The organism is Kribbella sp. NBC_01484 (assembly GCF_036227145.1).
Lineage (GTDB): Bacteria > Actinomycetota > Actinomycetes > Propionibacteriales > Kribbellaceae > Kribbella.
In genome coordinates, this window is record NZ_CP109437.1 from 4999976 (window position 1) to 5023218 (window position 23243).

At 66.9% G+C, this 23243-nt stretch carries 27 protein-coding genes; 15 read left to right on the forward strand and 12 right to left on the reverse strand.

Annotated elements, in window-relative coordinates; all coding sequences use genetic code 11:
• Positions 1–138 precede the first annotated feature (138 nt).
• Entirely contained in the window at positions 139–1422 is a 1284-nt protein-coding gene (locus OG555_RS24555; RefSeq protein ID WP_329474889.1) for a DUF7482 domain-containing protein, read from the forward strand.
• A gap of 346 nt (positions 1423–1768) precedes the next feature.
• On the opposite strand, the gene OG555_RS24560 is transcribed toward OG555_RS24555, so the two are convergent.
• The gene (locus OG555_RS24560; RefSeq protein ID WP_329474890.1) at positions 1769–2818 is read right to left on the reverse strand and encodes an AraC family transcriptional regulator; all 1050 of its coding nucleotides are present in this window, start codon (positions 2816–2818) and stop codon (positions 1769–1771) included.
• A gap of 62 nt (positions 2819–2880) precedes the next feature.
• Between OG555_RS24560 and OG555_RS24565 the strand changes: the two genes are divergently transcribed.
• The gene (locus tag OG555_RS24565; protein ID WP_329474891.1) at positions 2881–3600 is read left to right on the forward strand and encodes an SDR family NAD(P)-dependent oxidoreductase; all 720 of its coding nucleotides are present in this window, start codon (positions 2881–2883) and stop codon (positions 3598–3600) included.
• A 127-nt stretch (positions 3601–3727) separates the two neighbouring features.
• Here OG555_RS24565 and OG555_RS24570 read toward each other — a convergent pair whose 3' ends face one another.
• Positions 3728–4360, reverse strand: a complete 633-nt coding sequence (locus tag OG555_RS24570; protein WP_329474892.1) for a TetR/AcrR family transcriptional regulator — start codon at positions 4358–4360, stop codon at positions 3728–3730.
• Between the two features lie 96 nt (positions 4361–4456).
• On the opposite strand from OG555_RS24570, the gene OG555_RS24575 reads away from it, so the two are divergent.
• Positions 4457–4936 carry a peroxiredoxin family protein gene (locus OG555_RS24575; RefSeq protein ID WP_329474893.1) on the forward strand — a complete coding sequence of 160 codons (480 nt, stop codon included), beginning with the start codon at positions 4457–4459 and terminating at the stop codon, positions 4934–4936.
• 1 nt (position 4937) lies between these two features.
• Positions 4938–6143: an MFS transporter gene (locus OG555_RS24580; protein ID WP_329474894.1), complete on the forward strand. Its 1206-nt coding sequence runs from the start codon at positions 4938–4940 to the stop codon at positions 6141–6143.
• A gap of 265 nt (positions 6144–6408) precedes the next feature.
• Here the strand turns inward: OG555_RS24580 and OG555_RS24585 are convergent, their stop codons facing one another.
• Genes OG555_RS24585 through OG555_RS24595 form a run of 3 tightly spaced genes read right to left on the reverse strand, consistent with a single transcriptional unit; the run spans position 6409 to position 8421 of the window.
• Positions 6409–7164, reverse strand: coding sequence for an ABC transporter permease (locus OG555_RS24585; RefSeq protein WP_329474895.1), 756 nt, complete (start codon positions 7162–7164; stop codon positions 6409–6411).
• Complete coding sequence (locus tag OG555_RS24590; protein ID WP_329474896.1) at positions 7161–7874, reverse strand: ABC transporter ATP-binding protein; 714 nt, start codon at positions 7872–7874, stop codon at positions 7161–7163. Before OG555_RS24590 ends, OG555_RS24585 begins: the two co-directional genes overlap by 4 nt.
• Positions 7867–8421 carry a TetR/AcrR family transcriptional regulator gene (locus OG555_RS24595; protein ID WP_329474897.1) on the reverse strand — a complete coding sequence of 185 codons (555 nt, stop codon included), beginning with the start codon at positions 8419–8421 and terminating at the stop codon, positions 7867–7869. The genes OG555_RS24590 and OG555_RS24595 overlap by 8 nt, the downstream gene beginning before the upstream one ends.
• A 115-nt stretch (positions 8422–8536) precedes the next feature.
• Between OG555_RS24595 and OG555_RS24600 the strand changes: the two genes are divergently transcribed.
• The 4 genes from OG555_RS24600 (at position 8537) to OG555_RS24615 (ending at position 13037) form a co-directional block, all read left to right on the forward strand.
• The gene (locus OG555_RS24600; RefSeq protein WP_329474898.1) at positions 8537–9151 is read left to right on the forward strand and encodes a TetR/AcrR family transcriptional regulator; all 615 of its coding nucleotides are present in this window, start codon (positions 8537–8539) and stop codon (positions 9149–9151) included.
• Positions 9148–9885, forward strand: coding sequence for an ABC transporter ATP-binding protein (locus tag OG555_RS24605; protein ID WP_329474899.1), 738 nt, complete (start codon positions 9148–9150; stop codon positions 9883–9885). Before OG555_RS24600 ends, OG555_RS24605 begins: the two co-directional genes overlap by 4 nt.
• Before the next feature lie 5 nt (positions 9886–9890).
• Positions 9891–12209 (forward strand): ABC transporter permease, encoded by a 2319-nt coding sequence (locus OG555_RS24610; RefSeq protein ID WP_329474900.1) that lies wholly within the window; start codon positions 9891–9893, stop codon positions 12207–12209.
• Between the two features lie 150 nt (positions 12210–12359).
• The gene (locus OG555_RS24615) at positions 12360–13037 is read left to right on the forward strand and encodes a nitroreductase family deazaflavin-dependent oxidoreductase (protein ID WP_329474901.1); all 678 of its coding nucleotides are present in this window, start codon (positions 12360–12362) and stop codon (positions 13035–13037) included.
• 20 nt (positions 13038–13057) lie between these two features.
• On the opposite strand, the gene OG555_RS24620 is transcribed toward OG555_RS24615, so the two are convergent.
• Positions 13058–14227 carry an RNA polymerase sigma factor gene (locus tag OG555_RS24620; protein WP_329474902.1) on the reverse strand — a complete coding sequence of 390 codons (1170 nt, stop codon included), beginning with the start codon at positions 14225–14227 and terminating at the stop codon, positions 13058–13060.
• Positions 14228–14232: 5 nt separating this feature from the next.
• The gene (locus OG555_RS24625) at positions 14233–14589 is read right to left on the reverse strand and encodes a YciI family protein (RefSeq protein ID WP_329474903.1); all 357 of its coding nucleotides are present in this window, start codon (positions 14587–14589) and stop codon (positions 14233–14235) included.
• A 273-nt stretch (positions 14590–14862) separates the two neighbouring features.
• Here OG555_RS24625 and OG555_RS24630 point away from each other — a divergent pair, with 273 nt between their 5' ends.
• A complete protein-coding gene (locus tag OG555_RS24630; protein WP_329474904.1) occupies positions 14863–15303 on the forward strand; it encodes an SRPBCC family protein in 441 nt (146 codons plus the stop codon).
• A 65-nt stretch (positions 15304–15368) separates the two neighbouring features.
• Here the strand turns inward: OG555_RS24630 and OG555_RS24635 are convergent, their stop codons facing one another.
• Positions 15369–17240: a CASTOR/POLLUX-related putative ion channel gene (locus OG555_RS24635; protein WP_329474905.1), complete on the reverse strand. Its 1872-nt coding sequence runs from the start codon at positions 17238–17240 to the stop codon at positions 15369–15371.
• A gap of 249 nt (positions 17241–17489) precedes the next feature.
• On the opposite strand from OG555_RS24635, the gene OG555_RS24640 reads away from it, so the two are divergent.
• Positions 17490–17663 (forward strand): N-acetyltransferase, encoded by a 174-nt coding sequence (locus OG555_RS24640; RefSeq protein WP_329474906.1) that lies wholly within the window; start codon positions 17490–17492, stop codon positions 17661–17663.
• An 11-nt stretch (positions 17664–17674) separates the two neighbouring features.
• Here the strand turns inward: OG555_RS24640 and OG555_RS24645 are convergent, their stop codons facing one another.
• Complete coding sequence (locus OG555_RS24645; RefSeq protein WP_329474907.1) at positions 17675–18310, reverse strand: TetR/AcrR family transcriptional regulator; 636 nt, start codon at positions 18308–18310, stop codon at positions 17675–17677.
• 174 nt (positions 18311–18484) lie between these two features.
• Here OG555_RS24645 and OG555_RS24650 point away from each other — a divergent pair, with 174 nt between their 5' ends.
• The 3 genes from OG555_RS24650 (at position 18485) to OG555_RS24660 (ending at position 20301) form a co-directional block, all read left to right on the forward strand.
• Complete coding sequence (locus OG555_RS24650) at positions 18485–18973, forward strand: DUF5709 domain-containing protein (protein ID WP_329474908.1); 489 nt, start codon at positions 18485–18487, stop codon at positions 18971–18973.
• Entirely contained in the window at positions 18970–20016 is a 1047-nt protein-coding gene (locus OG555_RS24655) for a GNAT family N-acetyltransferase (protein ID WP_329474909.1), read from the forward strand. The genes OG555_RS24650 and OG555_RS24655 overlap by 4 nt, the downstream gene beginning before the upstream one ends.
• 90 nt (positions 20017–20106) lie before the next feature.
• The gene (locus tag OG555_RS24660) at positions 20107–20301 is read left to right on the forward strand and encodes a DUF427 domain-containing protein (RefSeq protein WP_329484864.1); all 195 of its coding nucleotides are present in this window, start codon (positions 20107–20109) and stop codon (positions 20299–20301) included.
• Here OG555_RS24660 and OG555_RS24665 read toward each other — a convergent pair.
• Positions 20291–21133: an SDR family oxidoreductase gene (locus tag OG555_RS24665; RefSeq protein WP_329474910.1), complete on the reverse strand. Its 843-nt coding sequence runs from the start codon at positions 21131–21133 to the stop codon at positions 20291–20293. The two genes, OG555_RS24660 and OG555_RS24665, sit on opposite strands and share 11 nt — an antisense overlap.
• 35 nt (positions 21134–21168) lie before the next feature.
• Between OG555_RS24665 and OG555_RS24670 the strand changes: the two genes are divergently transcribed.
• Positions 21169–21351 carry a hypothetical protein gene (locus tag OG555_RS24670; protein WP_329474911.1) on the forward strand — a complete coding sequence of 61 codons (183 nt, stop codon included), beginning with the start codon at positions 21169–21171 and terminating at the stop codon, positions 21349–21351.
• A gap of 85 nt (positions 21352–21436) precedes the next feature.
• On the opposite strand, the gene OG555_RS24675 is transcribed toward OG555_RS24670, so the two are convergent.
• Positions 21437–22042, reverse strand: coding sequence for a TetR/AcrR family transcriptional regulator (locus OG555_RS24675; RefSeq protein WP_329474912.1), 606 nt, complete (start codon positions 22040–22042; stop codon positions 21437–21439).
• A gap of 150 nt (positions 22043–22192) precedes the next feature.
• Between OG555_RS24675 and OG555_RS24680 the strand changes: the two genes are divergently transcribed.
• A complete protein-coding gene (locus OG555_RS24680) occupies positions 22193–22447 on the forward strand; it encodes a hypothetical protein (RefSeq protein WP_329474913.1) in 255 nt (84 codons plus the stop codon).
• 59 nt (positions 22448–22506) lie between these two features.
• Here the strand turns inward: OG555_RS24680 and OG555_RS24685 are convergent, their stop codons facing one another.
• Positions 22507–23229 carry a hypothetical protein gene (locus OG555_RS24685; RefSeq protein ID WP_329474914.1) on the reverse strand — a complete coding sequence of 241 codons (723 nt, stop codon included), beginning with the start codon at positions 23227–23229 and terminating at the stop codon, positions 22507–22509.
• Positions 23230–23243 lie beyond the last annotated feature (14 nt).

Consider the following 23243-nt stretch of genomic DNA (forward strand, 5'->3'; position numbering starts at 1 on the left):
ACTGGGCTAGACGGTCCGCCGTGCCTCGGCTTGGCTGGACCAATCAGTCCAGAGAGGACTGGTGAGCTGTCTCCGAGGAGAGAAGCGATGAATCCAGTACTCCGGTGGCCAACTGGTCGCCGTGCACGGAAAACGGCGATGACCATGGCGCTGGTGGTGCCGCTGGCCGTCGGTGGCGGCGCGGTCGCCGCTACGCACACGCAGGCGCAGGCGGCCGAGACCTCAGCGTCCAGCTTCCCGGGCCAGAAGAGCGGTCTGCTGCCGGCCGAGAATCTCACCATCCGCAGTGCGCTGCAGGTGGATCTGACCCGTGAGACGGTCCGTTTGCCGTTGTTCAAGGCAACGGTCAAAGGCGAAACCGTGTGGTATGTCATCACCGAGGCGTCTGATCCGGGCATCGCCGCCGATCTGGATGTGAACCACGCCGCCAAGTTGAACAACGTGGGGATCGGGTGCGCGACCTGCGTGCAGACAGCGACTGTCGTGGCACCGACTCCCGAGGCGAACCGTTTCGGTACGGCGGTCATCGACCGGCCCGGCGCGCCTGACTTCAGCCCGACCCGGGTGCTCGAGCCCGGGCCGGACGGGTTCCCGCCGGCGAAGGCCCAGCCGGGGGGCGTTGGTGACGCCGACTACAGCCCGTTCATCCGGCTGGCCGGCTCGCCGGTCGTCTACAACGCACCGATTGTTGCCACCGGCGACGGTCCGTTCGACGTGGTCCACCACACCAACACCGAGGACCGCGTATTGGGCATCCACATCGCGCCGCCCGCGGGGCCCGGCAAGTTCAATCAGTCGTGGGTGGACCTGCTGCTGGTGAAGGGATTCGACGCGGGTCAGGCCATCCTCTACATCAGCACCGAGTCGAACGACCCTGGCACCGCCACCCTCGAGCGTTCCACCTATGTGCCGGCGCTCTCGCAGATCGCCTACAACGGCGGCGACGACGCGCTCGGGTCGGCCCGGGAGCGGATCTTCCCGTTCCTCAACGGACAGACCGGAGCCAACAACCCGCAGGCACAGGGCATCGCGCACCTGATCCTCGACGGCCACGCCTCCGAGGACGCCTCGGCCGGCAACACAGCACTCATCGACGCACTCCGCAACGGTGGTGACGCGCTCAACGTCCAGGGCGACTTCCCAACCCTGGCGGACCCGCGACATGCGGAGGCCTACAGCCCGATCTGGGAGGCCCAGTTCGGGCAATGGACCGACAAGGCCATCAAGCTCGGGCTGAACAAGCGGCAGATCGACGAGAACCAGATCTTCAACCTGGCCGCCAGCCGACCCGACCTCATCACCGGGCCCGGCGGCGCGCCGTACGGCGCCCAGGGCGTGATCATCAACTGCCCCGTCATCGGCTTCATCGACCAGGCGCCGACCGACAACCTTGCGACACCTTTGCCCGATTCGCAGCACTGAACCAGTTGACGCGGTGGGGCGCCCAGCCGGGCGCCCCACCGCCTTGACTAAGAAGGGATTCACGGATGACCGGACTGGCCAACGGCTCAGTCTTTCCCAGCCTGCAGTTGCCCGCCGTCGGCGGCGGCACCCTGCGCCTTCCCGATGACCTCACCGGCTCGTGGGCATCCGTACTCACCTACCGCAGCCGAGACCAAGACGCTGCTCCCGGTCATCGAGTCGGTCGTGACCGCCCACCAGCTTCTCGATGTCACCGTGGTCGCCGATGCCGGGATCTCAGCAGGCAACGACGTTGCACCGGTCACGGCCGTGGCCGCGTCCAGGATCCGGCTGAGAGCGAAGGTCACTACAGGGAAGGCCTGGCTGGTGGCGGTTCGTCCGAACCCGGGCCGCGGTCGGCGGCACGAGATTCAACTCGATAGCGACCCGGGGGCTGGGTTCGAGTACGGGAGAACGCACGCGAGAACGCGTACACCGAGGTGTAACCGACGGATTTCGCGACCTGCTCGATCGGGTCGTCGGTGTCACGAAGTCTGCGGGCGGCGAGATCCATTCTCCAGCGTGTGAGATAGGCCGATGGCGTGTCACCAACGAGCGCTGGGAAGCGTCTGGCCAGTGTTGCTCGGGAGACTGCCACCTCGTCCGCAAGCGAGTCGATGGTCCACGGACGTGCAGGGTCGCTGTGGAGCGCTGAGAGCGCGGCCGCGATGACGGGATCGCCGAGCGCCCGAAACAACGACGCGGAGGATCGGACCGACTCCGTGTCGATCCAGGCGCGAAGGAGGTGGATCAGCAAGACGTCGACGAGTCGGTCGAGCACCGTCGCCGCGCCCAGTTGACGGTGAGTGAGTTCGTTGCCGAGCAGCCGTAGGGTGTCGTCGAGCGCGGCGCCGCCTGTCCCGGCGGGGACATGCACGAGGTCTGGCAGCAACGTGAGTAGCGGCGTCGCAACGGCAGGGTCGTGTCTGTAAGAGGCACAGAGAATCCGGGTGCGCCCGGGCCGGCTTCCGACCTGCAACACACCGTCGTCTGCGAGCGCCTGTTCGGCCGCCAGATGGTCGAACGGCTCGAGGACGACGTCCTGTTCGCTGGACAGTGCATGCGGCGTTCCGGTCGGCAGCAACACAACGTCGCCTGGCATGAGTCGCACGTCGGGCCGGCCGGGCAACCGAAGCCACGCAGTCCCGGCGGTGATCGCGTGGAAGGCGGCACCGGGTATGCGATCGAGTTCGAGCCCCCACGGTTCGCTGGCGTGTACCGATGCCGCCACGGTGCCGCGTACGCCGGCGGCAGCCAGCACCTCAGCCAACAGGTCCATACATTCGATGCTATCCATTGTGTGCGCGAGTCGATCCACGGTGAGACGAATGGGCAAGATATTGCGAGTATCAAGCATCGATCCGCGTACGTAGGACGCAATACGGTCTACTCGTTCATTTGCTCGAAGGAGAGATCATTGTGAAAATCGACGAAAGCACAGCTCTGGTCACCGGGGCCAACCGCGGCTTGGGGGCCTGCTTCGTAGCCGAGTTACTGGCCGGCGGAGCCACGAAGGTGTACGCCACTGCGCGGAATCCGCAGACCATCGACCCGGCCGTCGCGGGCGATCCGCGGGTACGCATCCTTGCCGTGGACGTTACCGACCAGGCGAGCGTCGACGCGGCCGCGTCTGCTGCGTCCGATGTCAACCTGCTCATCAACAACGCCGGCGTTCTCGGATTCGGCGGTCCGTTGGAAGGCGATATCGACCTCTTCGGGCGCGACATGCACACCAACTACCTCGGTACCGTCCGTGTCAGCCGGGCGTTCGTCCCTGTACTGGAGTCGAACGGCCCGGCTGTGATCGCCAATGTGCTGACGCTGATCGCCCTGGCTCCGGTAGGACCGATGGCCGGATACTCGGCGTCGAAGGCCGCCGCGCACTCATTCACCCAGGCTCTGCGCGCCGAGGTTCGCAACCGCGGTATCACGGTTGTCGGAGCGTACCCGGGCGGAATCGACACGGACATGCTGACAGGTGTCGCTGCCGACAAGGCCGCCCCCGAAGAGGTCGCACGCAGAATCGTTGCCGGGATCGCAGCCGGCGACACCGTGGTCTGGCCGGATGACGCTTCGGAAGGCGCCGGGAAGGTGTACCTCGGCGATCCGATCCAGCTCGAGCGGATGCTGGCCGGCTGAGCTGATTCCTGACCGGCGCTGGTGGGGCGGGGATGTCGAGCGCCGCGCACGTCGTCCATCACGACCGCCCCGAGTTCGCCGGCAATCAATTCCTTCATCAGTTTCGACCCGTTGAGCCGACCGCCGCTCAGTGGTTCGCGGGTCGACAACTCCTGATGTGATCCAGTGCCATATCCAGGGCCAGCTCGAGCGGCTGGACCCCGTGAGTGGCCTGGGACAGCAGTAACCCTCCCTGGAGCGCGGCCATCACCGCGGTCGCGAGCAGTTGCGGGTCGGCGTCCGCGGACAGCTCACCGTCGGCACGCATCGCGGTGAACCCGTCGAACAGGTACTTCTCCCACTCGGCGAAGCAGTCGGCGAGCACGCGACGAGCCGGCTCCGAGCGGTCGGCAAGCTCGCTCGACAGCGAGCCGAGCGGGCACCCGCCCACGCCACCTGTGGCACGGGTGGCCTCGACGACGTGATCGCGCCAACGCTGCAGGCCGTCCCACGACCACACTTCGCGCAACTGCGTCTCCTGCCCGGCGATGACCTTGGCGAGCTGGGTGCGGATCACCTCCAGCACGAGCGCGTCCTTGTCGGCGAAGTAGTGGTAGAGCTGCGACTTGCTCGTGCCGGTGGCCGCCATGATGTCGTCGAGGCTGGTGCCGCCAACGCCGCGCTCGTAGATGAGTTCCGCCGCACCGGCGACGATCCGCGCTCGTGTCACGGCGCCGCGTGCGGTGAGGCGGGGGGCATCGGCGCGGAGCTTCGTAGGCATCCTCGAATCGTAATCCCAATTGGACTTGATAGTCCAATTCGATTCCATCAAGGTGGACCAGTTGGTCCATTTCATTGGAGTTCAGAGAGGAATCCCGTGTCTCGTTTGCACAACGGCCAGCAGTTCCCGTCCCTGTCGCTTCCGGCGGTGGGTGGCGGCTCAATCGGCCTCCCGGATGATCTCGCCGGCTCGTTCGGCATCGTCTTGATCTACCGCGGATCGTGGTGCCCGTACTGCAACGCCCAGCTCGCCGCGTTCTCGCGCGCGTCGGAGACCCTCGCCGAGCTGAACGCCAAGGTTGTCGCGCTCTCCGTCGACGACGAGGCGACCAGCGCCGATCTCGTCGAGAAGCACAAGCTGAGGTTCCCCGTCGCCCACAGCGCCGACGTGGACAAGGTGTCGGAGGCAACCGGTGCGTATGTCAGCGCCGATCGAAGTTACCTGCAGTCGTCCGGCTTCGTACTCAATCCACAGGGCGAGGTCATTACGGCGGTGTATTCCAGCGAGGCGATCGGACGGCTGGTCGCGGACGACGTTGTCGGATTCCTCCGCTACATCAAGGCAGACGAGGGCTGACGTGGCCAACCATGAGCGGCGCCGAGCTCTCGTCCTCGTGGCCCTCGCGGCCGTGCTGGCCAATGCGTCCTGGTTCAGCGCGACGGCGATCGTGCCGGCTCTCGAGGACGACTGGCACTTGACGTCAACCGGCGCCGCGTGGCTGGTCATCGTCGTTCAGGTCGGCTTCGTGATCGGCAGCGTGGGCGGGGCGGTGCTCAACCTGCCCGACCGGCTGCAGGCGCGCTGGCTGATCGCCGGATCTGCGGTCGTGGCAGGCGTGTCGAACGTAGGGTTGCTGATGGCCCACGGCCTCGCGCTCGCTTTGCCGATCCGTTTTCTGGTCGGCGTCGCGCTCGCCGGAGTCTACGCCCCGGCGGTGCGGCTGGTCGCCACGCACTTCGAGCGCGGACGCGGCGTGGCGACCGGCGTGGTCGTAGGCGCGCTGACCCTCGGCTCAGGGACGCCACACCTGGTGCGCGGTCTCGGCCACATCCCCTGGCAGTCGACGATCGGGGTTACGTCCGGCCTCGCCGTCTTGGGGGCCGTGTCGGTCTGGACGGTGCGCCCGGGACCGGTGGCGGTTCCCACGCCTCCGCTCGACGTCGGCGCTGCGGCACGGGCACTGGCCCGCGAGCAGCCGTTGCGGTTGGCCACGATGGGATACCTCGGTCACATGTGGGAGCTGTACGCGCTGTGGAGCTGGTTGTCGGCGTTCTTCGTCGCGGCGCAGGTGCATTCGAACCCTGGCTCGCTCGAGACCGGTACGGTGACGTTCCTGGCGATCGGGGTGGCCGGCCTTCTCGGAGCCGTTGTGGCCGGACGATTGGCCGACCGGCTGGGACGCACCGCGATCACCAGCGCGGCGATGCTGCTCAGCGCGGCCTGCTGCCTGGTCAGCCCGCTGATCTACGGGGCCGCGCTTCCCATACTCGTGGCGACGATGCTCGTCTGGGGCGCCGCCGTGATCGCCGACTCCGCGCAGTTCTCGGCCGCGGTGACCGAACTGGCCGAGCCGCGTTACGCGGGGTCGGTGCTCGCTCTGCAGCTCGCGCTCGGGTTCACGCTCACCATCGTCAGCATCCGGCTCGTCCCGGTCGCCGTCGATGTCGCCGGCTGGCGGTACGCGCTGTTGCCGCTGGCCATCGGGCCACTGCTCGGGACGGTCGCGATGCTGCGGTTACGCAGGCTCCCCGCCGCGCTCGCCCTCGCAGATGGCCGGCGCTGACGGCCAATCGCTCCGGCGGACCCTACATGCCGCGATCAGCCTGTTAGTCGCCCCCACGCTATCGGTGGCCGCTGGTAAGACGAGAGGCACTGACGTAGCGGGCGACGAGAGGAGCCATCAGGGATGATGCAGCCAATCTGAATCAAGCGGCCTGTGACCGCTCGACTGTCGGCAACCCGCTGAGTGGTCGTGCGTAACGTCATGAACTCTCAAAGATCGCTCGACTTGGCCACCGGAGGGACATCGGTGGAGTCCGACTGATCGTCTAGTGGTCGAGTTGGAGGTGCCGCCAGGACGACAGGGTCAGGGCAACGCTGACTGCTACGACTGGTAGCACGAGAGTGAGTTGGACGGGGGTGACGGTGATGTCGCTGTTGATCGCCCACAACGCGGGTGCGGCGAACGGGAACCAGCCGCCGGCTCCGGAAATGACACTCACCTGGGACAGGACGAGGATGGCGATCGTGGTTCCGATTCCGGCGAGCACCGAGCGGCCGAGGGTTGCTGCCCACGCCGCGGGAGTCGCGAGGACGATGGTGAAGACGGAGAGACCGAACTGCCGGGCCATGGATGGTACGACATCGGCGGGGATGGCGCCGAGTCCGCTGGCCAGGCCGAGGACGATCAGGGTGAACAGTAGGGCGGCAGCGGTGACGAGTCCCCACGCCAGGTAGACGACGAGCTTCGCGGCCGCGATCGTGGGCCGGGAGACCGGGATCGCGAACAGGCCGGTGATGGTGCCGTCGGCGAATTCACGGCTGAACAGCCAGCTTAGTACGACGCCGTACCCGACGAACCCTGCTGCGCCGGTCACCTGGATGGCGACAGTGATGTAGCCGGCCCAACCGCCGGGATCGATGAGTGGCCCGAGCTTGGCGGCCAGTTGGGGATCGTCGGTGTGGACTGCCAGCAGCATCGCTGCGCAGATGAGGGCGATCCCGAGCACCACAAGGACCGTGGTGACTCGCACCACGGTCGCGTGCGCGAGTTTGGCGAACTCGGTGACGAGGCCGGTGATCATGCGGCCACGTCGTCACTGTGTACGAGGTCGAAGAAGGCGCGCTCGATGTCGACACCGTGGGGATCGAGAGTTCCGATGATCCGGCCGGCATTCAGGACCGAGATGCGACCGGCGATGCGCGCGACCTCGTCGAGGTGATGGCTGCTGACCAGTACGGCGGCACCGGCCTCGACCCGACGCAGGAGTGCCTCCCGGAGGAGGATCACGCCGGATGGGTCGAGGCTGTTGGTGGGTTCGTCGAGCACGATGAAGCGCGGGTCGTGCTGCAGTGCCGAGGCGAGGCCGAGGCGTTGGCGGTTGCCGAGTGACAGCTTGCCGGCGCGACGATCGGCGTACTGCGTCAGATGGAGTTCGGCGATCGCTGCTTCGACCATGTTCATGATGGCGGCCGGCGTGACCCCGCGCAGCCTGGCGCCGAGGGCGAGGTTCTGCTTGCAGGTCAGCTCCCGGTAGGCCAGCGGGTAGTCGACCAGGTGCCCGACCGCCGTCCAGTCGGTGTGATCCAGGTTTTGGCCGGCGATGGTGATCGTGCCGGTGGCCGGCTTGAGCATGCCCAGGAGGAGGCGCATCAGTGTGGTTTTTCCGGCACCGTTCAACCCGACCAGCGCATGGACCTCACCTGCCGCGACCCAGATGTCCACGCCCCGGATACCGGTGCCGTCGTCGAACGTACGGGCCAGATCTCGTGCCTCGACCGCGTGCTCAGCCACTCCGATCCTCCAAGAGATCCAGGGCGGTCTCGATCGCCTCTCCGAGAGCATCGTCGTCGGTCAGGCTCCACTCGAGCAGGGCCGTGTTGAGTGCGCCCATCACCGCTCCCGCCGCGATCAACGCTTCCTGCCGGCTGGTCGTACCCCGGGTCAGAGCATCGGCGATCACTGCTTCGGTCGCGGCCGTCCCGCCGGCGATGCTCGCTCGCAGCGCCGGGGTCTGGGCGACGATGCGAAGCCGCACCCGCACCTCCTCCACCGACGGCGGCGGAAGCTGACGCCACGCCGAACGGACTCCCCGGGCCGCGCGGGTGATCGGATCAAGACCAACCGGCTGCCGGCGGATCGCCGCACCGATGACCGGATCGTAGGGATCGTCCACCAGCAGACTCGCCTTGGCGCGGAAATGCCGGAAGAACGTCATCTCCGTGACCCCGGCCCGGGCGGCGATCTCGCTCACGCTCGTTCCGTCGTACCCGTGCTTGGCGAACAACTCCAGAGCCGCCGTCAGCAGCCGGTCCCGCGTCCGATCCGCCCGTGAACCCACCTCCAAATGTTAGCCACTAACATTCGCCGCCGACAAGGACGGGATGAGTTGGCATTCTCGCCTTGGCCTGGACGGAGCCTAGCCAGGCGCTGACCAGATGGTTAGTATGGTGACCATGCGGTCAGTCGATGATCTAACGGCGCGGGCACGGATTCGTGATCAGGCGCTGGAGTTGTTCGCGGCTCGTGGTGCGGATGCGGTGAGCGTGCGAGACATTGCGGCCGCCGCGGGTGTTTCGCACGCGCTGGTGCTTCATCACTACGGTTCCAAGCAGCGGCTGCGTGAGGTGGTCGATGAGTACGTCGCGGGCGTATTCGACGAGATGTTCGCGGCGGTGGCGGCCGATCCGGGTGACTTCTCGGGCGGGTCGTCGGCGAGTTTCGCGGAGTTGATGCTAGCCGCGGTTCCGCCGGGGTCGCCGATTCCGGCGTACCTGCGGCGGTTGCTGTTGAACGGTGACGCGGCCGGGCAGGTCCTGTTCCGGCAGTTGTTCGATGCCGGTGTGGTGATGATCGAGCAGTTGACGGCCGCCGGATCTATGCGCGGGTCGGCCGATGTCGCGGTACGGGCTGCGTTCTTGACGGTCAACGACTTGGCGATGGTGCTGTTGCGCGACCAGCTCACGGCGGTGCTGGGAGTTGACCCGTTGAGTCCGGACGGGATGCGGCGATGGGCGGCCGAGGTGGTCACCGCCTACACCGAAGGAGTGTTCACCGGGGAGGTGTCATGACTACGGAGATGTCGAAGCTGGTCGAGACGCAGACCGGGGTGAGACTGCGAGGCGTCACGAAGACCTACGGCCGTGGCGATGCCGAGGTGCACGCGTTGCGTGGTGTCGATGTGGACGTCGAGCCCGGCGATCTCGTGGTCGTGGCGGGGCCGAGCGGGTCGGGCAAGACGACCTTGGTCAACATCATCGGCGGTATCGAGTCGGCCACGTCGGGCGAGGTGGTCGTGGCCGGCGAGGAGATCTCGCAGCTGAGTCCGGCGCAGTTGTCGGACTTCCGTCGCGACCATGTCGGCCTCGTCTTCCAGTTCTTCAATCTGATCCCGACGCTGACGGCTCGGGAGAACGTCGAGGTGATCATCGAGCTGACCGGACGGGGGGACAAGGAGCGCGTGCCTGGCCTGCTCGGCGAGGTCGGTCTCGGGGATCGGATGGATCATTTCCCGGCGCAGCTGTCGGGTGGTCAGCAGCAGCGGGTCGCGCTGGCGCGCGCGCTCGCGACGGAGCCCGATCTGCTGCTGGCTGACGAGCCGACCGGTGCGCTCGATCTGGCGACCGGCCGTCAGATCCTGCAGTTGCTCCAGCGGCTGAACCGCGATGGGTTGACGATCGTCATGGTCACGCACAACATGTCCGTCGCGCAGATCGCCACCCGGGTGGTCACGGTCGTGGACGGCCGGATCGAGTCCGTACGACGCAATCCGCAGCCGGCTGATGCGACCGACGTGGCCTGGTGATCGGCATGCGCGCGATCACCCACAAGACACTGCGTGATCTTCGCCGCCAACGGGCACAGGCTGTCGCGGTCGGGGTCACGGTGCTTCTCGGGGTCATGTTGTTCATCGCCAGCGCCGGCGCGTTCCGGAATCTCGGCGAGTCCTACCAGCGCACGTACGACAGGTTGCGGTTCGCGGATCTGGTCGCGACGGGTGGCGACCCGGACAAGGTCGCGGCCGCGGCTCGCGATGCCGGCGCGGTCGGCGTGACGGTTCGAACGCAGGTCGATCCGCCGATGCTCATCGATGGCACCAAGCTGATCGGCCGGGTCGTCGGCCTGCCGATCGGCGGCCAGCCGGCCGTCGATGCGGTCGATCTGGACCACGGCACCTACCTGGGGGCCGACGAACCTGATGGCGTTCTGATCGAGAAACACGCCGCCGATACCTATGGCCTCGCTCCCGGTGACGCCCTGCAGGTGTACGCCGGGGCCGGATGGCAGACCGTCAAGGTGCGGGGGATCGTCCGGTCGGCGGAGTACCTGTGGCCGGCACGGAACAGGCAGGACGTGCTCGGGGATCCGCATGCGTTCGCAGTCGTGTTCGCGGACGAGGATCTTGTACGGCGCCTGAACGGCGGCGTGCCGAACCAGGTTCTCCTTCGGCTCCCTGCTGACGCCGACGAGGGCGCGGTAACTGCAGCACTGCGGACCGCGGGAGCCACCGATGTCACCAACCAGGCCGACCAGGCGTCCAACGCGACACTGCACGAGGACTTGAACGGCTTCTCCGAGTTGTCTGTCGCGTTCCCGCTCTTGTTCCTCACGGCTGCGGCGGTCGCGGCGTACGTTTTGCTCGCGCGGAAGGTGCTCGCCGAGCGGTCCGTGATCGGGACTCTGATGGCCGCCGGTGCCAGACGCGGCCGGCTGGTCCGCCACTATCTCCAGCAGGGCCTGCTCATCGGACTCTTCGGCGGCCTGTGCGGCGCAGCGCTCGGTACGGCGCTGACCGGCGCGCTGACTCGCGGCTACACCGGCGCTCTGGGGATCCCTGACACGGTGACGCGTTCCGTCCACGGCGACCTGATTGCGATGGGAGTCGCTTTCGCTGCGCTGATCGGGCTCGTCGGTGCGGCGGTTCCGGCAGTCACCGCGGCGCGGACCGTCCCGGCCGAGGCGATGCGCAACGAGACGGCGAGTCGACCGCCGGGACGATGGAGTCACCTGGTTGCCGGGGCGCGCTGGCTTCCGGTGGCCGCGCGGATGGCGCTGCGCGACGTGAGTCGGAATCTGCGTCGCACATTGGCCACGATGCTCGGCGTCGTACTGGCGCTGATCCTGGTGCTGACGTCGATCGGCATGCTGACCAGCCTGTCGGATGCGATCAGCCGTCAGTACGGCCAGATCGAGCGGCAGGATGCGACGGTCACTGTCGCGGCCGGGTCGGGGGATCGGCTGAGCTCGGTTCCTGGAGTGTCGGCTGCGGAGCCGATCCGCGTGGGCCGGGTCACGGCGGTTCTGGGGGACCGGAGCTACGCCACCACGTTGACGGGGTTTCGAACCGACACTCAGATGCACCGCTTCGTGTCTGTCGATCGCAAGGCGATCAGCCTTCCAGATAACGGCTTCCTGGCTGGGAGTCGGCTTGCCGATTCGCTACACGTCAAGGTCGGCCAGGTGGTGACGCTGACCACCGCACAGGCGTCGACCGGCCTTCGTTTGGTGGGTCTCTTGGACGAGCCGGTCGGCACCGCGATCTACACCAGCGAATCGGAGGCGGCCCGGTTACTTCCGGACTCGGCCGTCAGCACGTATCTGGTCCGCTTCGGGTCGGGGGTGGATCGCGACGCGATGCGACGCACCATGACGGCTCTCCCCGGGGTCGTGGCGTACGCCGATGCCACCGCGGTGACCGCCTCGCTCGACCAGTTCCTGGGGCTGTTCTGGGCGTTCGTCGGGACGATGGTGGTGCTCGGCGCCATCCTCGCGGCGGTGATCATGTACGTGACGCTTGCCGTCAACATCGTTGAGCGCACCAACGAACTCGCGACGTTGCGTGCGGCCGGAGTGCCGATGCGGCGGGTGGCCGGCACGATCGCGACCGAGAACCTGGCCGCGACCACCCTCGGGCTTCCGATCGGTGTCGCCGCAGGCCTGTTGGCAGCCAGAGGGTTCCTCGGGTCGTTCAGCAGCGACCTGTTCACCTTCCGCCTCACCTTCGACTGGTGGGTCGTTCCCGCGGCGGTTGTCGCCGTACTGGCGGCCGCGACCTTGTCCCAGTGGCCGGCCGTCCGCGCCGTACGCCGCCTCGACATCGCCCGCGTCGTACGAGAGCGATCCCGTTGACGTCGACAGATGCGGTCATCGCGATCTCGTCAACGGCTATGAAGCCGTGGCCGCGTTGACCGTGGGTCTGGCCTACCACGGCCTGTGATGCGGGTGGCGGTGTAAACTCAGGGCGTTCGTACAGGACGAGCGTCCTGAACGGAGACTGTGGTGCCGCCTGGCGCTGAGCACGGACTGCAGGTGCGCGAGCGGCTGCTGAGTACGGCGATCGAGCTCGTGCCTGAGCGGGGCTGGTCCGCGGTGAGCACCCGGATCCTCGCTGAGCGTGCGGGGGTGAGTCCGAGCGTCGTGCACTACCACTTCTCGTCGATGCCGGCTCTGCTCGGCGAGGCGGTGGTGACCGCGATGCGCGGGATGCTGGCCGAGGCTGTGACCCGGCGCATTCCTCGAGCGCTCGCGAGGTCGCCGATTCCGTTGTTCCGGGCGGGTCTGGGGTTCGTGTTCGGGCGGCGGCTGGTGATGCTCGAGCACGTCGGGCGGACCAGCGGGCTGCGCAGGTACGTCGTACTGGAGGTGCTGGAGTGGGATTCTCGCGGCCTGGTGATCGTCTCCGGGTACGGCCGTGGCGCGCAGTGGTACCGCAATGTGCTGGCACATCCGGATGTGCGGGTGTGGACCGGCTTTCGACGTGGAGTGTCGTCGGCCGCCGAGCCGATTCCGGCAGCTGAGGTGCCGACGCGGCTCGCGCAGTATCGCGATCGCCACCAACGATCCGCGAAGGCATTGGGGCGGACGCTGGACCTGCCGGACCTCGCCGGCGACGGCCCGTTGCGCGCGGATGTGGGTACTAGGCTCCCGCTGGTGCGGATCGAGTTCGGAGGTCGCTGACCCGATCGCTACGGCGCCGCTCAGGTGGTTGTGGCGCGGTGTTGGAGGTAGCGGCGTTCGGGGCCTTCTGGGGCGAGTGATGCGGCGGTGTCGAAGGCGCGGGCGGCGTCGTCGGTATGGCCTTGTCTGTGGAGGAATTCCGCCCGGGCCGCGTGGAAGGGGTAGTAGCCGGGGAGGTTGAGTTGGTCGATCTCGTGGAGGCCTTGGGCTGGGCCGTGGACCTCGCCGACTGCGACTGCGCGGTTGAGGGCGACGACCGGGGTGGTGGCGATGGCGATGAGTTGGTCGTAGAGGGTGAGGACTTGGTTCCAGTCGGTGTCGGCGAATGTGGTGGCGTCGGCGTGGACTGCGGCGATCGCTGCCTCGAGTTGGTAGCGGCCGGGCTGGTTGCGGTGTAGGCACCAGCGGACGAGGTTGTGTCCTTCCCGGATCAGGTCGCGGTCCCATTGTCGGCGGTCCTGGTCGCGTAGCAGGACGAGCTCGCCGGTGCCGTCGGTGCGGGTTGGTCGTCGGGCCTGGGTGAGGAGCATGAGGGCGAGGAGGCCGGCGACTTCGGGTTCGTCGGGCATGAGCAGCCGGAGCATTCGGCCGAGCTCGATGGCTTCCTCGGACAGGTCGGGCGAGCGGCTGTATCCGGTGGTGTAGGTGAGGTAGACGGTGGCGAGGGCCGCGCGGAGCCGGTTGGGCAGTTCGGTGTCGGCGGGGATCCGGTAGGGGATGTTCGCCGCTTTGATCTTGTGTTTGGTTCGCACGAGGCGTTTGGCCATGGTCGGTTCGGTGGTGAGGAATGCTCGGGCGACGTCGGCGGTCGACAGGCCGCACAGCAGCCGTAGGGTCAGTTCGACCTGGCTCTGTGGGGCGAGTGCTGGATGGCAACAGGTGAAGATGAGGCGCAGCCGGTCGTCGGGCACGGCTGCGGCCGGTTCCATGGTGGTTGCCCGGAGCAATTGGTTGCCTCGGGCATCACGGCGTACCTTGTCGATGGCTCGGTTTCTTGCCGTGACGGTGATCCAGCCGCCCGGGTTCGGGGGTATGCCGTCGGCCGCCCAGCGCCGTACGGCGATCGCGAACGCGTCCTGGACCGCGTCTTCGGCCAGTTCGATGTCGCCGAACATCGCGACCAGGGCAGCGACGGACCGGCCGGATTCCGTGCGGAAGATCCGGCCGATCGCCTCGCGGTCGATCACCATGGGCGCTAGGACGTCATTTCGTCGACGAACGGCCGGACCTCGATCGAGGCCCCGATCAGGGCACTGACCTTCCCGGCCAGCTCCAGCGCTCCGTCGAGGTCGGTCGTCTGGATCAGGTAGAAGCCGCCGAGATGATCCTTGGTTTCGGCGAACGGCCCGTCGGTGGTCAGTACGTCGTTCGCCTCGGCGCGTACGACGGTCGCGGTCGACGGGTCGTGCAACCGTCCGCCGAAGACCCAGGTGCCGGCCGACTTCATCTCGGCTTCCAGCCGCCAGATCGCCTGCATGTGCTCCTGCATCTCGCCGTCGGACGGCGGCGGACCTTGGACGGCTTGTCCTGGCCGCAACATGTAATAGGTCATCGTGGATCCTTCCGGCGGGGCGAGACACAGTTCCCGCTCTCACCCACACTACGAACGCGGGACGGACAAGATGGACAGTCAATGCTCCTGATTGAGCGAGATCCGGGCGAAATCGACCGTTTCGGCGAGCAGGGTGCCCCACACGCGGCGGGTTGAGCCTACTGTCCCGGTCGGTGGCGACAGCCCTATGTCGCAGTTTCGCCGGACAGTGCCGGACGGTCAGTTGATGGCGAGGCCTCGCCGGTGGGCCTACAGTCGGGGCGAGGAGGGATGATGGCTGTCGACGTGGTCACCGAGGTTGTGATCGAGCGGCCGGTGCTCGAGGTTGCGGCGTACGTCGGGGACCCGGCGAACGCGCCCGAGTGGTACGCGAACATCGAATCGGTCCAGTGGCGTACCGAGCCGCCGGTCGCGGTCGGCTCGCGGATGGACTTCGTCGCGCAGTTCCTCGGCCGACGACTTGCCTACACGTACGAGGTCGTCGAGTTGGTTCCCTTCGAACGGCTGGTGATGCGTACGGCGCAGGGGCCGTTCCCGATGGAGACCAGTTACGAGTGGTCGTCGGCCGGCGGAAAGGCCACCCGGATGATGCTGCGCAACCGCGGCGAACCGTCCGGTTTCGCCGGTGTCGCCGCGCCGTTGATGTCTGCCGCCATGCGCCGCGCCAACCAGAAAGACCTCGCCCGCCTCAAATCGGTCCTCGAGTCCCGCTGAAGCCGGTTCAGAACAAGACGAAGTACCGCAGCCAGCAGGTACGGCGCTGCTGGACCTGCTGCTCGTCAGTCCTCGGCCAGGACGATGACGCGGTCCTTGTCGGTCAGGGTGAGCGGAGCTTGTTTGGGTGGGTTGAGGACGACGCCGTACGACGGCGGTTGGTAGAAGTCGGTGTGGACGCGGTAGCCGATCGCGGTTTCACCGTGGTGGGTGGCCGCTTCGGCGACGGTGGCGAAGTTGGCGGGCATGCCGGGGAGTAGGTAACCGGCGGCGGGTTTCAGGTAGATCTCGGCGCCGGTCGGGTTGAAAAGGTCCTCGAACACCGCGGCCAGGTGGCGGTTCTCGGTCAGTTGGGTCAGGAGGAGGCTGATGAGCTTCTCGCTGACCACGAAGTCGTCGGCGCGGGTGACCTCGGCGATCTCGCGGTTGGCGTCGTCGTTGATCTCGCTGACGATCGAGTACGGGTGGTCGAGATCTTCGGCCAGGTCGCGCAGGTGCAGCAGGGTGATGAGTGTCCGGGCGTCGGCCTCCTGGATGCCGAGGCCATCGGACGCCAGCACGATCACGTGCTGGCAAGTGCGAGGCTGAAGGGCCTCGAGGTCGGTCCGGTTGGTCGGGTCGCAACGAGTCATGGCAATGCTGAGGTTGGCGGTCGGATCGATCAGGTGGTCGACGCGTTCGGTGCAGGCGAGCTGGAGTTGCGAGCCCGGGTAGGCGAATTTGTCGAGCAGCTCGATGATTTGTGGCGCGCGTTTGTTCCAGCCCAGCATGAGGGTGCGTTCCGGCGCCGGGTCGTGGCGTGGCCTGGGTGAGATCGCGCCCTGGATGATGCGAGGTGAGGCGTCAGCGAGCCGGATCAGTGTGTCGTCCTCGGCGAGCACGATCACCTCGTCCGCAACCCCGACCCGTTGGCCGAGATCGGGATTCAGTGTGATGGTCCCGTCGTCCACGCGACGAAGGCCGACCGGGATGCCGAGTTCGTAGGCATGGACGATCTCGCCGAAGGTCTTTCCTGCCAGCCCGGGTTCGGGCCGAAGATAGAATTCGTTGCCGGTGAAGGCCAGCAGATCGGCGCACACTGCGGACAAGCCGGACTGGCGATGGGCGTTGACCAGGAGTCGTACGGCGAGTTCGTCGGCGCCGATCAGTTGCGCCCGGCCGCCACCGGCGAGCCTGGCGGCGCGCAGGTTGGTCGAGTCGGCGACGGCGGCGACGACATGGGGCCCCTCAGTGGTTCCGGTCGCGCGGCTGCCCAACGACAGCAGCACTTTGACAACGTGGATGTCGGAGTCCGGTCCGTCCGAAGGCAGCACCATCACCGACCGCGCCGAGGACAGACTGACCAGGTCGAGGTCGGCGGGATGCAATGGGTTCCCCGACCGGCAGACGACCCGGGTGCGGCCGAGGTCGGGAACGCGCGAACGGATCGAGTCCTCCATCTCGACCTTGTCCTTGGCGGCGAGGATTGCCACACAGGACCGCCGGTTGCTCCGGTTCGCCTGGACGAGTTCGGCCACGACGGTGAAGATCTGCTCGGACCATCCGAGGACGACGGTGTGGTCCTGCTCGACGATGCGCGACCGGCCCTTGCGGAGTACGGCGATCTTGTTCTCCAGGCCTGTGGTCAGGACGCCGATGAACGAACTGACAATGAAGATGCCGCCCAGCGTGACCGCCAGCATCAACCCGAGGAACACGAGCCCGCCTTGGTCGCCGCCCATCGTGCCGGGATCGAGTGTCCGGAGCAAACTCATCCAGAACACACCGTGCCACGCACCGTGGTCGGCGACGTCACCCGGGGCGAGGAGCAGTACGAGCGCCGAGATCACGACCACCATCACGGCTGATGCCAGCCCGAGCAGCCCGATCAATGCCGGCGTACCACGCGACATCATGCCGTCGAACCAGTACCGGACCTTGTCCCGCCAGCGCCCCAAGTCTCCCAGCCCCTTCAATTCGTCACCGCTGGAGGCACTATGCCATCCACCGATCCGACCGGCAGGTCGCCGTATGTCGGGTCCTCGTCAGGTGGTGGGAGTGAGGTCGGTGCTTTCAGGAGAAAATGAAGTAACGCAGCCAGAGGTACGGCGCTGCCACGAGGATCGTGATCGCGGTCATCACAGGTGAGCAGGCTGGGCTGCTGATCTACCACGTGATCGGTTCGCGCCCTGTCGATCATGCACACCGTGATCGAGCCGACTTACCGCGGACGAGGCCTCTCGTGGGTGCTGGTCGGCCGCGCTCTCGACGACATGCGCACGAGGTCCGTGAAGGTGTCGAATTACTGCACGGTCGTACGCCAGTTCGTCGAGCTGAACCCGGAGTACGGCGATCTCCTCGACCTGCCGCGTCCGGCCTGAACGGCAACGTGCTACTTGGCGGGTGACGTTGTGTGCAGCCGGACGGAGTCCATCGCCAGTTCGAGGGCGATACGCATCGGCCCGGGATCGTGAGCCGCCTGGGCGAGAACATAGCCGCCCTGCAGCGCGGCCATGATGCCCGTCGCCAGCGTCGAGGCATCGGCGTCGTCGGACAAGGTCCCGTTGGCCTTCATCCGCTCGAGTGCGGCGGTCAGCAGTGAGATCCAGGACGTCAGGTGGGCGTCCAGGTCGATGCGGGCGGCTTCGTCTTGGTCGGAGAGCTCGGTCGAGAGTGAGCCCAGCTCGCAGCCCAGCGCTCCGCGGCGTGCTGTGACGCGCTGGAGGATGGCCCGGCACCAGCGCTCGAGGCCACTGAACGAGTCGACCCGTCGGAGGTACTGCTCCTCGCGCTCGAGCACCCGACTGCCGCGCAGCGCGATCACCGCCTGGACCAGGGCGGACTTGTCGCTGAAATGCCGGTAGAACTGTGACTTGCTGGTCCCGCTCGCCGCCGTCACTTCGTCCAAGGTGGTCGCGGCGGCGCCCTTGAGGGACATCAGCTCGTCGGCTGCGGCGACAATCCGGGCTCGCGTGGCCGCGCCGCGCACGGTCAGGCGGCGATCGAGCTCGTTCACTGTCTCGGCCACGCCAAGAGCCTATCGAGGCAGAGCAACGATCTGTGCGGCATTTCAGAGCTGCTCTCCGCCATCGGGGGAGTGTACCTCGCGGTAACGTCCGTGGACGGGTAAGCACGCGGGCCGTAACCGACACCAAGTCTCGTGAGGAGTCGGCACGTGGTCGGCCCGCAGTCAGGAGGACGTATGAGCGAGGTCAGCCGCGAGTATTACGGCAGTTACAGCGTGGACGACGAGGACCAGCTCCAATCCTCCGACACGCTCGACGGCCGCGGAGTCGCCGACCTGCTCGACGAAGGCTATTCACCCCCGGAGAAGTGGTCGGCCGGCGAGGGCTTCGGTACGACCGCGGCGGAGGCGTTGCAGGGCGAGACGTTCGAGCAGCGGCTCGCGCAGGAGGAGCCGGACATCGACCCGTACGGGACCCTGCCGGAGTTCGTCGACGGCCCACAGGTCGGACACGAACGGGCCGGTCGTCTCGTGGCGCCCGATGAGGGGTCGCACTTCGACTTCGAGGAAGAGGTGATCGCGGCCGACGTCGGGATCGACGGCGGCGCCGCGAGCGCCGAAGAAGCCGCGGTGCATGTTGTCGACGACGAGCCGTTGGAGCTCGATGAGGTCGAGCGAACAACCAGTATCGGCACGACGGCTCACGGAAGGACCGCACAGCGATGAGAACCCTGATGTACGACGCCCAGCGTGAGCTGAGTGTGGTCGAGAACGAGGAGTTGCGGCGCTATGAGCTGCGCCTGGAGGGCACGACCGCCGGAACCCTCGACTTCCGTGTCCTCGGTGGACAGCGCGTCCTTGGGCATACCGAGGTCACAGCGGATCATCGTGGCCGGGGCCTCGGTACGGCCCTGATCCAGGCGGTCCTCGACGACCTGATCGCCGAAGAGGTCCGGATCACGAACTACTGCCCGGCGGTCGAGCGGTTCCTTCAGGGCCATCCGACGTACCTGGTCGTACTCGATCCGTCCCACCCGGCGATCCGGCCGCGCTCCAGGTCGGCCCCTCTGCAGCAACTGGTGCATGCTCAGCACACCAGCCTCAGGGACCTCGCCGCGCGTGCTCAGGATCCGGAGGTCGACGGGTTCGCGAGACGCCGCATCCTGGACGAGTTCACGGCCGTCGGTGCGCAACATGCCGCGGCCGTCGCCGACGTCCTGCTCCCAGCCTCCAGAGCGGCCTCCGATGTCGACACCGCGGTCCTCGTGGACAATCTCAAGAAGTTCGAGCAGGCGCTGCGGGTGCTCAAGGGTAGGGCGTACGGGGATGCACGCTTCCTGAATCTGAGCGTCGCCGAGACGTGGCGGGACGCCGAGCGGCTACTGACCGAGCACGAATCGTTCGAGACCGACGTCGTGTCCAGCCTGGAGCAGCTGCACGGGGCCGACGGGGCCGTGGAGGTGGCCCGGTCCCTGGCGAAGCGGCAGTGGAGCTCGGCGACCAGACCGCACCCCAACTCTCCGCACGCCGGCCTCGCCGGCCGGATCGCGCGCCGGCTGTGGCGCATCGCCGACTCGACCTGGGACGAGTTGGAAGGCCGAGGGCTTCCGACGCAGCCGATCGAGCATCCGAACGAGCATTCGCCGCTCACGCACTACTTGCTGGGAACCGTCGACGACACCGCAGTCACCCCCGAACCCGATACGTCCCGGGAACCCGTGAAGCGAGACGGACCCGACCGAAAGGATCACAGTGCGAGCGACGATTGACGGCGTGCTATTCGCCGAGGCGGACAGCGAACACATCATCTCGATCGAAGGGAGTCGCTACTTCCCCCGGACTCGCTGACTATCGGCAACCTGAAGGACAGCCCGACTCCCTATGTCTGCCCCTGGAAGGGGCCGGCCCGGTACTACAGCGTGGAAACGCCGCACCGTGAGTACGTCGACACCGCGTGGTGCTACCCGCATCCCAAGCGGTCGGCGATCGAAACGGTCGGCCACGACTTCACCGGGTACGTAGCGTTCGACACCGCCCAAGTGGTCATCGAGTAGGCGGTACTTCCTTGTAGTGGTCGGCGAGACGGTGCTGGCCGATGGCCGGGGAGAGTACGTCGTGGGTGAGCACCGTGAGCGGGAACTCGATGACCCCGTGCACGCGCAGTGGCGTCACCCACCGCAGCAGTGCGAGGCTGGACTTGATGACCCAGGTCGGGATGTGCCTGATGCGCGGCGTCGCACCCAAGGCCCTGAAGGCCTCTTGACCGATCTCTTCGTGTGTCAGGACCTCGGGGCCGCCCAGCTCCACCTCATTCGCGTCTGCGGCGAGCGCGTCGACTGCGGCTGCAGCGACGTCGGCACCATCGATCGGGTTGATCCGGAAGCTGCCGTCACCGAAGAGGTAGACGCGACCATTGCGGGCCATCTCGAGATACGCGTCGAAGTCGGAGAAGTAGCCATTGGGCAAGAGAATCGTGTACGCCAGCCCGGAACCGCGCAGGTCCGCTTCGAACGCACGCTTCGCGCGGACCAGCTGCAGCTTCTCGAGGGCGGGCGCGCGGACCACGGAGGTGTAGACGAACTTGCCGACCCCGGCACGGACCGCCTCTTCCAGCAGGTTCCGGTTGGCCGCGTAGTCCACGTCCCAGGAGGTCTTGTTGCCTGCCTTGCCGACGAGTCCTACAGAACTGATGACCGCGTCCGTGCCGTCACAGCAGCCTGCGAGTGCCTTCTCGTCGGTGGCATCAGCCGTGAACACCTCGTCAACCGCATCCCGAACCGGCTCCAACCGCGCGGGATCGCGCGCCAACGCCCGTACGTAATGCCCGCGATCCTTCAACACCCGGACGATGTGCCGCCCCAGATGGCCAGTTGAACCGGCGACCATAACCCTCATTGTCCGTTCTCCTTCTGCTTCAGACGATGGATGTTGTGCGCAGGATGCTGCTGGTGTCGCCGAAACTGCGGCGCGGCAACGGGGCCCAGCTGTCCCGCAAGATCAGCCGGGTGACGTCCGCGAGCGCCTGCGGTTCGCGCGCTGACAGGCCGGTCTCGTACGAACGCGTCTGCTGCGCCGAGGTCGTCCGAGGACCTGCTCGCCGTTGAGCACGCACTCCTTCACAACGCCCCCATTCGTGTACCATCTGGTCTACGAATGGTTACCTTAGCACTCTGGCGCGAGAGCGCTTGACTACCGTGGCGCGATGAGGTCGCGGATCAGGTCGATGGAGCGTTGGGGCGGTACGCGTCGGCCTCGGGTGCGCGGGTTGTGAACGGCCCAGTGGTCGAGGGTACGTAGTACGGCGAGCGTTAGTTGGGCGAGGAGTTCTTCGGGGAGGTCGTTGCGGATGACGCCGTGCTTGCGGCCGTGGGCGAGTGCTCGGCGCAGCCAGTGCTCGACTTGGGCGCGGAATTCCTGCAGTTGCCCGTCGTCGTCGTCGGCGGGGTGATGGAACATCTCGCCGAGGAGCCGGGTCTCGGGCCGCCGCTTCGACGCTCGGTCGAGGCGTTCGGCGAGCTCGGTCATGGCAGGCCAGAACTGGACAGCTGACAGCGTCCTGAGGTCGGGCACCTGGAGTTGCTCGGTGAGGCGTCCTGCCAGCGTGCGGACGACGTGATCGTGCAGTCGGCGTTTGTCGGAGAAGTAGTGGTAGAAAGAGCTCTTTCCCCAGTCGGCCTCCGCGATGACCGTGTTCAGCGAGGTGCCTGCGTACCCCGCGGCGGCGAAATGCCGGGCCGCCACCAGCAGTAGTTGTTCCTCGCGCGCCGGTTCGAGAGGCTTGGGTGTTCTTGCCATGCCGCCAGTGTAGCCATTTGTGGACCATGCAGTTCACAAATACAAGGTTCATCGCGGCTGATGCCGTAAGGACGTGCCGGCTCACGGACACGGGTTAGCGAGCGATCGTCGAGGACGGATCGCGCGTAACCATGCCGAAAGGGCGAGTCGATGAACACTGATGGACAGTTGCCGGACGGCAAGCGCGGGCCGGTGCTGGATGAACTGGCAGCCGAGGTCGAGGCCGACTTGGAGCTGATCGCCAACAGTCGGCCCGACGCCGCCGAGCCCGAGACACCCGACCGGTGGCTCGACGACCCTGAGGAGGTCCAGGTGGAGGAGACTGACCTGTGCAGCTTGCTGGGTGCAGTCGAAGCGTTGCAAGTTGATCCTCCCCACGACCCTGGAGACGCAGCCGCACGCTGACGAACGAGGTGTAGATGCCGCAGAAGCCCGAGTGGGTGCCCACTCGGGCTTCTGTATCGTCAGGTGCTCAGCTGGCAGCGATGCCTTCCGTGCCGGCTGCGTTGGGGACGACGGTGCTGCTGCATCGAGGTCGAGCCGAAGCGCGGACGGACTGTAGTGATCTTGGTCAGGGATCCATTGGACGCGACCCGGAACGCGTCGACAGCTCCCACTTTCCCTGTCTGTACGTAGATGTAGCGCTGGTCCGGCGTGGCAGCGGCGTCGACGGTGCCCTCACCTGTTGCCTTGTTGCCCAGGCCGACGGGCGAGCTGTCGCGCTCCGCGTGGTATCCGGCCAGCGAGTTGCTTCCGGCGTTGGACAGGTAGTAGTTGCCTCCGGCACCGACGATCCAGCAGGTCGCCATCTGTCCGGTCGCGGTCCTGTTCAGAAGGCGCAGACGATGACCAGGCTCGACCGCGTACGTCGCGACGGAATTCGAGCCGGCCTCGGCCACGGCCAGTCGGCCGAAGCGGTCGAACACCGCGGCGAACGGAACGTTGCCGGCATCGTCGACAACCGTGGGTGTCTTCGTCAGCTGAGCCAGGCCATACCGACCGAACACGAGCAGACTGTTGCCGGCCGCCTTGGTCGTCACGATCACCGAGGAGCCGTCCGGTGTCACCACGACCTGGCCCGGAGTGTGCGTGAACTCCTGCGGCCCTGTGGTGACCGGCAGGCCAAGCGAGCGATGCTCGCTGTGCAGCGGCACCAGGTGGCCGAGGATGCCGAGATAGCCCTGCACCGCACCACCCGCGC